The following is a 10,432-nucleotide window of genomic DNA, read 5'->3' as shown; positions in this document are numbered from 1 at the left end:
CATCGGGTGACCGTGCCCTCGGTGACGCTCTCACCGAGGGCGGGCATCTGGACTGAGAAGGCCATAGCGGGTCGGAGCTCCTTCGATGTCTACGCGTTGTGAGCGGTATCGGCGGCCGTCAGCCGTGGGTGTGCAACGGCTTTCCGGCCAGGGCGAGGTGTGCCTCACCCAGCGCCTCGTTCTGGGTCGGGTGGGCGTGGATCAACGCGGCGACGTCCTCGGCCGTGGCGTCCCAGTTGTAGATCAGCTGCGCCTCACCGATCAGCTCGCCCACGCGGGCGCCGACCATGTGCAGGCCGACGACCGGCCCGGGAGTGCCCTCGGCGCCGGCCTTGACCAGCTTGATCGCGCCCGAGGTCTGCAGGATCTGGGACTTGCCGTTGCCGCCGAGGTCGTAGGTCAGCGTCTGGACCTCGCCGTGGCGCTCGCGGGCCTGCTCCTCGGTCAGGCCGACGGACGCGACCTCCGGCTCGCAGTAGGTGACGCGGGGGATGCCGGCCTCGTCGATGGGCGGCGGGTTGAGCCCGGCGATGTCCTCGGCGACGAAGATGCCCTGGGCGAAGCCGCGGTGCGCGAGCTGCAGGCCGGGGACGATGTCGCCGACGGCGTAGACGCCCCCGACGTTGGTGCGCAGGCGGTCGTCGGTGAGGACGAAGCCGCGCTCCATGGTCACGCCGGCCTCCTCGTAGCCGTGGCCGGTGGTGTTCGGGCCGCGGCCGACGGCGACGAGCAGCAGGTCGGCCTCGATCTCCTCACCGGACTCGAGGCTGACGGTCACGCCGTTGTCGTCCTGTTTGGCCCCGGTGAACCGGACGCCGGTCTTGAACGCGATCTTGCGCTTGCGGAACGCCCGCTCGAGGAGCTTGGAGGCGAATGCGTCCTCGTTGGGGACGAGCCGAGGCAGGGCCTCGACGACGGTGACCTCGGCCCCGAACGAACGCCAGACGCTGGCGAACTCGACGCCGATCACGCCGCCGCCCAGTACGACGACCTTCCGGGGGGCTTCGTCGAGGGTCAGCGCCTGGTCGGAGGTGATGATCCGGCCGCCGATCTCGAGGTCGGGCAGCGAGCGGGCGTAGGAGCCGGTGGCGAGGACGACGTTGCGGCCGACGTAGCGCTCACCGTCCACATCGATCGCGTTGGGGGCGACGAAGGTGCCCGCACCCTGCACCAGCTCGATCTTGCGGGACTTCACGAGCCCCTGCAGTCCCTTGTAGAGCCGGCTGACGACACCGTCCTTGTAGGAGTTGACGCCGGCCATGTCGATGCCCTCGAACGTGCTGCGCACGCCGATCTTGGTGCCCTCGGCCGCCGCGTCGGCCACCTCGGCCGCGTGCAGCAGGGCCTTGGTGGGGATGCAGCCGCGGTGCAGGCAGGTGCCGCCGAGCTTGTCCTTCTCGACCAGGACGACGGACATCCCCAGCTCGGCCGCGCGCAGCGCCGCCGCGTAACCGCCGGATCCGCCGCCGAGAACCACCAGGTCGGCGTTGTGCTCGGGCACCGTGACATTCCTCCTCGCGGGGCTGGGCGCGGGTCTCGCGCCGCAGGCGCGCTCATCTTGTCACTCTGGCGCGAGGAGGTGGGTGCAGGGCCGGGAGAAAACGGGGCGTGCCGGCCGTTGTGCACGGTGCGGGGCTGCGACGTCGCCGACGGACCGGGCGGGTGTCGCCGGGATCGGACCCTCGCGGGCGGAGGCGGACGGGATGGGCCTGGTCAGCAGGTTGCGACGGTCACGGGCCGCGCGTGCGGGCCGCCGGGTCCCCGAGGCCGACGAGGCGCACCTGCGTGCGTGGGCGGCCGCGCACCGGGGCGTCGAGATGTTCGTGGAGCCGCGGACCACTGTGACGGACACGACGGCCGTGATGGTCGCCGCCGACGGCAGCTGGACGCGCCGGCGCGTCGGCGGGCCGGAGGGCGCCCGCAGGCTGGCGCGGTCGTTGAGGCTGCCCGTCTACGACGTGCAGATCGTCGGCTACCCGCAGCGGATGCGCGACCACGACGCCCGCGAGCGGGTGCTGCGCGAGCGTCGTCGCCGCGAGGACCTCGAGAGGTGACCCCGGGAACGGCTCAGCCGTTCTCGGCGATGTCGCCCAGCAGCGCCCACAGGGTGCGCACCGGGACACCGGTGCCGCCCTTGCCGGTGTAACCCCAGGCACCGCCGGTGTTGAACGACGGACCCGCGATGTCGATGTGTGCCCACGGCAGGTCGGCGGGCACGAACTCGCCGAGGAAGATCCCGGCGGCGAGCATGCCGCCCCAGCGGGCGCCGGTGACGTTGGCCAGGTCGGCGACGCGGGAGTCGAGCTCGGGGCGCAGGTGCTCGGGCAGCGGCATCGCCCAGCCGTCCTCACCGACGGCGCGGGCGTGCGCGGCGATGCGGTCACGCAGGTCGTCGGTGCCCATGATCCCGGCCGTGCGGGTGCCGAGGGCGACCATCTGGGCGCCGGTGAGCGTCGAGGTCTCGACGAGGTAGTCGGGGTCGTCCTCGGCGGCGCGGACGATGGCGTCGGCGAGGACGAGCCGGCCCTCGGCGTCGGTGTTGAGGACCTCGACGGTCTTGCCGCCGTACATGCGCAGCACGTCGCCGGGGCGGTAGGCGGTGTCGCTGGGCATGTTCTCGGCCATCGGCACGGTGGCGGTGACGGCCACGGGCAGGTTCAGCGTCGCGGCCAGCACGGTGGTGGCGACGACGGCCGCGGCGCCGGACATGTCGGAGGTCATGTGGTCCATGCCGGCGGCGGGCTTGATGGAGATGCCGCCGGTGTCGAACGTGATGCCCTTGCCGACGAGCGCGACCTTGGCGCGCGGGGCGTCGCCACCCGCCCAGACGAGGCGGACGAGCCGCGGCTTGCGCGAGGAGCCCTGCCCGACGCCGAGGACGCCGCCGTAGCCGCCCTCGGCGAGCGCGGTGTCGTCGAGGACCTCGACGGTCAGCCCGGCGGCCTCGCCGAGTACCTTCGCGCGCTCGGCGAACGAGGCGGGGTAGAGGTCGTTGGGCGGTGTGTTGATGAGGTCGCGGGCGGTGGTGACGGCCCCGGCGACGGCGACCGCCGTGGTCACGGCGTCCTGCGCGGCGGTGTCGCCGTCGGCGCCGTCGGAGGAGGGGAGCAGGAGCTCGATGGTGCCGACGGGCGGCTTGGCGTCGCCGTTGCTGCGGTACTCCCGGAACGTGTACGCCCCGAGCAGCGATCCCTCGGTCGCGGCGGTGGCGTCGATGCGGCCGAGGGTGCTGGCCACCCGCGCGGTCCCGGACAGGGCGCGGCTCGCGGCACCGGCGGCACGGCGCACCTGCTCGGCGCCGGGGGCGTCGCCGGACACGCGGCCGAGCCCGACGGACACGACGAGCGGCGCGGCGACGGCCCCGCGGGAGGTGAGCCGCACGACCTCCTCGGCCTTGCCGGTCGCGCCCAGCAGCACCAGCTCGGCGACGAGCTCGCCGTTCGCGCCGAAGGCGGCGGCGATCTCCTCGGCGCCGGGCGCGAGGGTGGGGCCGGCGTCGCCGGAACCCTGCAGGAGGCCGACGACGACGGCGTCGGCATCGACCTCGGCGGCGGAGACGGTGCTGGTGCGCAGTTCGGTTGCCACGTGACTCCCTGTCGCGACGAGCGGCCCGGACGGGTGACGGGCCGGTGGGAACGGCTCCTCGGCGCTCGCGGGCGCGGGGTGAGACCGCTTCGAAATGCTAATGACACCTCGGCGGCGCCCGTCGGCGCGGGCCCGGGTGCAAGGCTGTGGGCGTGTTGTCGTCACTGACCCGGCGCCTCGGAACGGCCGACGCGGTCGCCCTCGGTCTGGCGGCGATGCTGGGCGCGGGTGTGTTCGCCGCGTTCTCGCCCGCGGCCGCCGTCGGCGGCAGCTGGCTGCTCCTCGCGGTGGCGCTCGCCGCGGTGACGGCACTGTGCAACACGGCGTCGACGGCCGATCTCGCCGTCGCGCACCCGGAGAGCGGCGGCGGCTACGTCTACACCCGTGAACGGCTCTCGCCGGGGACGGGCCGGCTCGCCGGGGTGGCTTTCCTCGTCGGGAAGGTGTCGTCGGCGGCCGCGGCGGCGGGGGTGTTCGGCACCTACGTGCTGCCGGCGCACCCGGTGGTCTGCGCGGTCGTGGTCATCGTGGTGGTGTCGGCGATGACCGTCGCCGGGGTGCGGTGGTCGCCGGGCACGGCGTGGCTGCTGGTCGGCGGGACGCTGGCGGTGCTGGCCGTCGTGGTGGTGGTGGGGCTGCTCGGCCCGGGCGGGTCGACGGGGGTGTCCGCGTCCCCGGTCGCCGACTCGCCGGTGCCGGTCCAGGTCGTCCCCGGCCCGCTGGGTGTGGTGACGGCGGCGGGCATCGTGTTCTTCGCATTCGCCGGCTACTCCCGGGTCGCGACGATCGGGGAGGAACTGCGCGACCCCGACCGGTCGCTGCGCCGTGCCGTCGTCATCTCCTTCGCGGTCCTGACGGTCACCTACGTCGCGGTCGCCGGCGCGCTGCTCGTCGGCCTGGGGGTCGACCGGCTCGCGGCCGAGCACGCACCGCTGGTGGCGCTCGTCGACACCGGGCAGGCGCCCGCGCTCGGGGTGCTGGTGCGCATCGGTGCCGCGGTGGCGTCGGGGGCTGCGCTGCTGTCGGTGCTGGTCACGACGAGCCGCACGATGCGCGAGATGGCCCGCCGCGGTGAGCTGCCCAAGGTGTTCACCCGCGTCGGGTCTCGGCAGAACCCCTGGCCCGCCGACATCGTGGGCGCGGTGCTGGCGATCGTCGTCGCGATCCTGGCGGGCCCGGTCGCCGCCATCGCGCTGTCGGCGTGCGCGACGCTGGTGCACTACGCGCTGATCAACGTGGCGGCGCTGCGGCTGCCGCGGGCGCGGCGGCGCTGGCCGGTGTGGATGTCGCTGCTCGGGGTGGTGCTGTGCGTCGGCCTCGCGGTGTTCCTGCCGCTGCGCAGCGTGCTGATCACCGCGGCCGCGCTGCTCGGTGGCTGGTTGCTGTGCACGCTCGTCGTGCGCTGGGGCGCGCACACCACGCCGCCCGCCGACTGATCCTCGGACGTCCGACATTCGGACTTGTCCGACGGGTTACCGTTTGCTCATGAGCGCGACGGCCTTCACTCGTGTCCAGAACCCCGCCCCGGCCTCCGACGAGCGCCGCGCCGGGATTCTGGCCGACCCCGGGTTCGGCCGGTACTTCACCGACCACATGGTCACCATCCGCTGGACGCAGGGCCAGGGCTGGCACGATCCGTCCGTCGTCCCGTACGGCCCGATCTCGTTCGACCCGGCGTCGATGGTCCTGCACTACGGCCAGGAGATCTTCGAGGGCCTCAAGGCCTATCGCCAGCCCGACGGGTCGATCGCCTCGTTCCGCCCGGAGGCCAACGCGGCGCGGTTCCGCACGTCGTCGGCCCGGCTCGCGATGGCCGAGCTGCCCGACGAGCTGTTCCTCGACTCGCTGACCGAGCTGATGGCCGCCGACCACGCGTGGGTGCCGGAGGCCGGCACGGAGGACTCGCTGTATCTGCGGCCGTTCATGCTGGCCACCGAGGTCGGCCTGGGTGTGCGCCCCGCGGCGGAGTACCTCTACATGCTCATCGCCTCGCCCGCGGGCCCGTACTTCACCGGCGGGGTCAAGCCCGTCGACGTGTGGCTGTCCACCGAGTACACCCGCGCCGCGCTCGGCGGCACCGGCGGCGCGAAGTGCGGCGGCAACTACGCGGCGTCGCTGCTCCCGCAGGCCGAGGGCGCCGCGCACGGGTGTGCCCAGGTCGCCTACCTCGACGCCGAGGAGCGCAAGTGGGTCGACGAGATGGGCTCCAACAACCTGTTCTTCGTCGTCGGTTCCGGTGAGCACGCCGAGATCGTGACGCCGACGCTCACCGGCAGCATCCTCGCCGGTGTCACCCGCGACTCGCTGCTGGTGCTGGCCAAGGAGATCGGCTGCGAGGTCACCGAGCGCAAGGTCTCGGGTGACGAGTGGCTGCAGGGCGCGGCCGACGGGACGATCACCGAGGTGTTCGGGTGTGGCACGGCCGCGGTGATCACGCCCATCGGCAAGGTCAAGCACACCGGCGGCGAGGTCGTCGTCGGCGGCGGGGAGCCGGGCCCGATCACCCTGACGCTGCGCAAGCTGCTCACCGACATCCAGCGGGGTCTCGCGCCCGACACCAACTCCTGGATGACGACGCTGCACCGCCCCTGATCAGAGGACCGCGGAGAGGACCACGATCACGGCGGTGACGCCGAGCTCCGACGCCGCGCCCAGCACGTCCCCGGTGGTGCCACCGAAGCGGCGCCGGGTGTGCGCCGACAGCCCGGCGACCAGCAGCGCCGCCACGGCGACGGCGAGCACGCCCGGCCACCGGGCCGGGACCAGCCACGTGGCCGCGGCGGCGAGCACCGCCCACCAGGCGACGGCGACCCACCAGGGCTGCGTCCCGGCGACGGTCGCACCCAGCCCGCCCGGCCGTGCCGCGGGCACGCCGCGGCGGGCGCACCAGGCGAACCCGGCCCGGCCGGCGGCGCCGGCGAGGGCCCCGGCGGCGGCCGTGACCGCGACCCCGCCCGCGGCGAGCGTGGCGAACGCCGCGGCCTGCGTCCCCAGCACCACGATCAGGGTGACGACGCCGAACGGGCCCGCCCCACCGTCGCGCATCACGGCCAGCGACCGCTCGGGCGGTCCGTAGCAGCCGAGGCCGTCGGCGGTGTCGGCGAGCCCGTCGACGTGCATCCCGCGCGTCGCGAGCGCCGCCATCGCGACGGCGAGCAGTCCGGCGACCAGCGCCGGGACCCCAGCGAGGACCAGACCCGCCGCGACCAGCCCCGACACCGCGCCGACCAGCGCGCCGACCAGCGGCGCCCAGCGCAGCGCGGCCGCGGCCACCGCCGGGGTCGGGGCGCCGGTGCGGACGGGCAGCACCGTCAACCAGGACAGGGCGAGCGCCAGCCCGCCCATCACACGCGCGCGGGGGCGATCCCGCTGTCGGCGGCCGTCGCCGTGTCGGTGAGCAGCCGCGCCGCCATCGTCAGCATCGGCAGCAGCGCGAGCGCGCCGGTGCCGTCGCCGACCCGAACGCCCAGGTCGAGGACCGGCTCCAGCTGCAGCCGGGCCAGCAGCGCGTCGGCGGCGGGCTCCGGGGAGCGCTGCGCGGCCAGCCACCACTGCCGCGCGCCAGGGGCGAGCTGCTCGGCGAGGGTCGCCGCCGCGATCACGACGAGCCCGTCGACGAGCACCGGCGTGCGCCGCAGCGACGCCTGCAGCAGGAACCCGGTGAGCACCGCCAGGTCGGCGCCGCCCGCGACGCGCAGCAGCCCGACCGGATCACGACGCACGGACCTGGTGCGGCGCAACGCGTCACGGATCGCGGCGGCCTTGCGCATCCAGGCGTCGTCGCCGATCCCGCTGCCCCGGCCCACCACGACGACCGGCTCCAGCCCGGTGACGGCCGCCGTGATCGTCGACGCCGCCGTGGTCGCCCCGACCCCCAGCGACGCCGGGACCAGCAGGTCGGCGCCCGCGTCGACCTCCTCGTCGGCCAGCGCGCGCCCGATCCGCAGCGCGGCGTCGGTCTCGTCGGCGGTGAGAGCGTCCTCGTGGTCGATGCGGCCGCTGCCACGGCGGACGCGGTAGCGCTCGTCGGCGGGATCGGGGGTGTCGAGGCCGACGTCGACGACCCGCACCGACGCCCCCGCCACGTCGGCGACGACCGCCGCCGGCAGCACCCGGTCGCGGGCCGCGGCCGCCTGGCGCTGCGTCGTCCCCGCCGGGTAGGCGGAGACCCCGGCGGCCGCGATCCCGTGGTCGGCCGCCACCACGACGGCACGCGGCCGTCCCGGCGCCCGCGGCGGGCACACCCCCTGCGCGGCGGCGAGCCAGCAACCCAGCTCGGCGAGCACCCCCAGCCCGCCGACGGGCACCGCGAGTGCCTCGTGCCGGGCCACGGCCTCCCGGCGGGCCTCGATGTTCGGGGCGGGGACCGCGGGCAGCTCCGCGACGGCAGGGTCGACCATGAACGTCTTAATACCCGGCCGTCATTTCAGCCGGAGCGGCAGCCCGGCCACGAGCAGCACCACCTCGTCGCACACGGCGGCCAGGGCGGCGTTGAGCGCGCCCAGCTCGTCGCGGAACATCCGGCCCGCGCGGGTCTCGGGGACGACGCCCAGGCCCACCTCCGCCGACACGAGCACGACGGTGCCGGCGGCGCCTCCCACCGCACCGACCAGGGCGTCGACGGTCCGACCGACCTGCGGCGGGGTGGGCCGCGCCGCCCAGGCGTGCGCGTCGTCGAGGACGCCGGTCAGCCACGTCGCGAGGTCGTCGACCATGACGGTCCCGGGCCGGGCGAGCTCGGCGACGAGGTCGGGGTCCTCGACGGTCGTCCAGTGCGCCGGGCGCCGGGCGACGTGCGCGGCGATGCGGGCGTCCCACTCCGCGTCGCCGGGGATGCGCCGCGCCGTCGCGCAGTAGCGGACCGGCACGTCGGCGGGCAGCAGCCCCTCGGCGTGCGCGGACTTGCCCGACCGGGTGCCCCCGAGGACGAGCGTGGCGGGCACGGGTCAGACGGTGGCGCCGCGCTGCACGCGCGGCTTGGGGACGCGCAGCTTGCGCACCTGGCTGGCCCGGGTGAAGCAGTACCAGCCGGTGCCGAGCGCGCCGATGTGCTCCCCGGGGAACTTCGCGCGGGCCTTGCGGGTCGTCGTGAGCGCGAGGATCACGCCCTCACCGATCATCACCACGAGCGCGAGCAGGCAGAACAGGCTGAGGTACTGCTGGATCGCCGGCACCGGCAGCACGACCGCGATCAGCACCAGGATCGCGAGCGGCATGAACATGCCGACGAGGTGCGGGCGCGAGTCGATCACGTCCCGGATGTAGGCGCGCACCGGGCCACGGTCACGCGGCAGCAGGTAGCGGTCGTCGCCCGCGTCCATCCGGGCGCGACGCTCGGCGGCCGCCGCACGACGGGCGTCCTTCGTCGGCCGGTTCGCCTTCGCGTACGCCGACGCCTCCTTGCGGGTGCGCGGCGCCGGCGTGGCGGGACGGCGCGCGGCCGACTGCGCGTCGCGGCGCTTCGGCGTGGCCCGGCCCTTCCCGGCCGTCTGACCCTTCGGCAGGGAGACGTCCTCCGCGGTGGCGCCCGCGTCCGCACCCTCGGTGGTGTCGGCGGCGGTGCCGGTGGACTCGTCGGAGCGGCGCAGGAACCTCACGAACCACAGACTACGGGCGATAGCCTGCGTGACGTGCGGGTGGTGGTGGCTCCAGACTCATTCGGCGGCACGCTCAGTGCCTCGGCGGCCGCGGCGGCGATCGCGAGGGGGTGGAACGAGGCGGCACCGGGCGACGACGTCGTCTCGATGCCCCTCGCCGACGGCGGTACCGGCTTCCTCGACGTGCTGCACACCGCCCTCGGCGGCACCGTGCACACGCTGACGGTCACCGGGCCCCTCGGCGAACCCGTCGAGGGCTCCTGGCTGCAGGTCGGCGACACCGCCTACGTCGAGTCCGCCTCCGCGTGCGGGCTCCAGCACGTCCCCCGGCCCGACCGCACCCCTTCCGTCGCGCGGGCCGCCACGACCAGGGGTGTCGGCGAACTGCTCGTCGCCGCACGCGACGCCGGCGTGGCCGAGATCGTCGTCGGCCTCGGCGGGTCCGCGACCACCGACGGCGGCGCCGGGATGCTCGCCGTCCTCGGCGCGGTCGCGGTCGACGCCGACGGCAGCCCACTGCCCGACGGCGGCGCCTCCCTGCGACGTTGCGTCCGGCTCGACGGCCCCGTCGACCTCGGCGGTGCCCGCCTGGTCGCGGCCGCCGACGTCGACAACCCGCTGCTCGGCACGCACGGCGCCGCCGCGGTCTTCGGCCCGCAGAAGGGTGCCGACGACGTCGCCGTCGCCGACCTCGACGCCGCCCTCGCCGTCTTCGCCGACGTCCTCGCCGCCGCGCTGGGCACCGACGTCCGCGACGAGCAGGGCGCCGGCGCCGCCGGCGGCATGGGGGCGGCGCTGCTCGCCCTGGGCGCGAGCCGCGTCTCCGGTGCCGGGCTCGTCCGCGAGCTCGTCGGGCTCGACGCCGCCCTCGACGACATCGCCGGCGACGGTGCCGGCCTCGCCGTCACGGGGGAGGGCAGCTTCGACTGGCAGTCGTTGCGCGGCAAGCTCGTCACCACCGTCGCCCGCGCCGCCGCCGACCGCGGCGTGCCCTGCCTCGTCCTCGCCGGTCAGGTGTCGGTCGGGCGCCGCGAGGCCGCTGCCGCGGGCGTCGACGCCGCCTGGTCCGTGGCCGACGACGCCGGTGGCGTCGAGGCCTCCATGGCCGACCCGTCGGGGACGCTGACCGCGCTCGCCGCCCGGGTCGCCCGCCAGTGGAGCCACTGACCTGCGCAGACCGGTCCGAGCGTGGCTTTTACCACCCTCCTGAGCAGGGAACGCGACGACCGTCGGAGCCCGGCCTACACTGG

Annotated in this window: 10 protein-coding genes; 4 read left to right on the top strand and 6 right to left on the bottom strand. The window is 75.2% G+C overall.

Features of this window, described 5'->3' with window-relative positions; all coding sequences use genetic code 11:
* Window positions 1-118: 118 nt before the first annotated feature.
* Window positions 119-1,501, bottom strand: coding sequence for a dihydrolipoyl dehydrogenase (lpdA, locus tag PSU4_RS23685; protein ID WP_147112605.1), 1,383 nt, complete (start codon window positions 1,499-1,501; stop codon window positions 119-121).
* A gap of 202 nt (window positions 1,502-1,703) precedes the next feature.
* On the opposite strand from lpdA, the gene PSU4_RS23680 reads away from it, so the two are divergent.
* Complete coding sequence (locus tag PSU4_RS23680; protein WP_147112603.1) at window positions 1,704-2,054, top strand: oxidoreductase; 351 nt, start codon at window positions 1,704-1,706, stop codon at window positions 2,052-2,054.
* A gap of 13 nt (window positions 2,055-2,067) precedes the next feature.
* Here the strand turns inward: PSU4_RS23680 and PSU4_RS23675 are convergent, their stop codons facing one another.
* The gene (locus PSU4_RS23675) at window positions 2,068-3,585 is read right to left on the bottom strand and encodes a leucyl aminopeptidase (RefSeq protein WP_147112600.1); all 1,518 of its coding nucleotides are present in this window, start codon (window positions 3,583-3,585) and stop codon (window positions 2,068-2,070) included.
* Window positions 3,586-3,737: 152 nt separating this feature from the next.
* Here PSU4_RS23675 and PSU4_RS23670 point away from each other — a divergent pair, with 152 nt between their 5' ends.
* Complete coding sequence (locus PSU4_RS23670) at window positions 3,738-5,021, top strand: APC family permease (RefSeq protein WP_147112597.1); 1,284 nt, start codon at window positions 3,738-3,740, stop codon at window positions 5,019-5,021.
* Window positions 5,022-5,070: 49 nt separating this feature from the next.
* Complete coding sequence (locus PSU4_RS23665; protein WP_147112594.1) at window positions 5,071-6,177, top strand: branched-chain amino acid aminotransferase; 1,107 nt, start codon at window positions 5,071-5,073, stop codon at window positions 6,175-6,177.
* On the opposite strand, the gene PSU4_RS23660 is transcribed toward PSU4_RS23665, so the two are convergent.
* Genes PSU4_RS23660 through PSU4_RS23645 form a run of 4 tightly spaced genes read right to left on the bottom strand, consistent with a single transcriptional unit; the run spans window position 6,178 to window position 9,182 of the window.
* Window positions 6,178-6,930, bottom strand: coding sequence for an adenosylcobinamide-GDP ribazoletransferase (locus tag PSU4_RS23660; protein ID WP_147112591.1), 753 nt, complete (start codon window positions 6,928-6,930; stop codon window positions 6,178-6,180).
* Window positions 6,930-7,985, bottom strand: coding sequence for a nicotinate-nucleotide--dimethylbenzimidazole phosphoribosyltransferase (locus PSU4_RS23655; protein WP_147112588.1), 1,056 nt, complete (start codon window positions 7,983-7,985; stop codon window positions 6,930-6,932). The genes PSU4_RS23660 and PSU4_RS23655 overlap by 1 nt, the downstream gene beginning before the upstream one ends.
* A 21-nt stretch (window positions 7,986-8,006) precedes the next feature.
* Window positions 8,007-8,528 (bottom strand): bifunctional adenosylcobinamide kinase/adenosylcobinamide-phosphate guanylyltransferase, encoded by a 522-nt coding sequence (locus PSU4_RS23650; protein WP_147112585.1) that lies wholly within the window; start codon window positions 8,526-8,528, stop codon window positions 8,007-8,009.
* 3 nt (window positions 8,529-8,531) lie between these two features.
* Window positions 8,532-9,182: a DUF3043 domain-containing protein gene (locus tag PSU4_RS23645; protein WP_147112583.1), complete on the bottom strand. Its 651-nt coding sequence runs from the start codon at window positions 9,180-9,182 to the stop codon at window positions 8,532-8,534.
* A 45-nt stretch (window positions 9,183-9,227) separates the two neighbouring features.
* Here PSU4_RS23645 and PSU4_RS23640 point away from each other — a divergent pair, with 45 nt between their 5' ends.
* Entirely contained in the window at window positions 9,228-10,349 is a 1,122-nt protein-coding gene (locus PSU4_RS23640; protein ID WP_246115301.1) for a glycerate kinase family protein, read from the top strand.
* The last annotated feature ends 83 nt before the right edge of the window (window positions 10,350-10,432 follow it).

Origin of the sequence: Pseudonocardia sulfidoxydans NBRC 16205 (genome assembly GCF_007989085.1) — a bacterium.
Lineage (GTDB): Bacteria > Actinomycetota > Actinomycetes > Mycobacteriales > Pseudonocardiaceae > Pseudonocardia > Pseudonocardia sulfidoxydans.
Note: the sequence above shows the minus strand (reverse complement) of the source record. Positions and strands in the feature narration are given on the sequence as shown.

Excerpts from the sequence above, each read along its gene's own strand:
- PSU4_RS23655 (WP_147112588.1), bottom strand. The coding sequence starts at position 7,985 with ATGGTCGACCCTGCCGTCGCGGAGCTGCCCGCGGTCCCCGCCCCGAAC.
- PSU4_RS23660 (WP_147112591.1), bottom strand. The coding sequence starts at position 6,930 with ATGGGCGGGCTGGCGCTCGCCCTGTCCTGGTTGACGGTGCTGCCCGTC.
- PSU4_RS23680 (WP_147112603.1), top strand. The coding sequence starts at position 1,704 with ATGGGCCTGGTCAGCAGGTTGCGACGGTCACGGGCCGCGCGTGCGGGC.
- PSU4_RS23665 (WP_147112594.1), top strand. The coding sequence starts at position 5,071 with ATGAGCGCGACGGCCTTCACTCGTGTCCAGAACCCCGCCCCGGCCTCC.